Consider the following 255-nt stretch of genomic DNA (forward strand, 5'->3'; position numbering starts at 1 on the left):
TAAAACAGTCAGGATGTTGGCTTAGAAGCAGCCATCATTTAAAGAAAGCGTAATAGCTCACTGATCGAGTCGTCCTGCGCGGAAGATGTAACGGGGCTAAGCCAGTCACCGAAGCTGCGGATATGCGTAAGCATATGGTAGGAGAGCGTTCTGTAAGCCTGCGAAGGTGTCTTGTAAAGGATGCTGGAGGTATCAGAAGTGCGAATGCTGACATGAGTAGCGATAATGGGGGTGAAAAGCCCCCACGCCGTAAGC

Annotated in this window: 1 rRNA gene; it reads left to right on the forward strand. The window is 50.2% G+C overall.

The features are described 5' to 3' along the window. Nucleotides 1-255: ribosomal RNA gene (locus tag KW842_RS27935) — 23S ribosomal RNA — on the forward strand; the annotation flags it as partial.

This window comes from Duganella sp. sic0402 (assembly GCF_019219065.1).
In the GTDB taxonomy this organism is placed as follows: domain Bacteria; phylum Pseudomonadota; class Gammaproteobacteria; order Burkholderiales; family Burkholderiaceae_D; genus Rugamonas.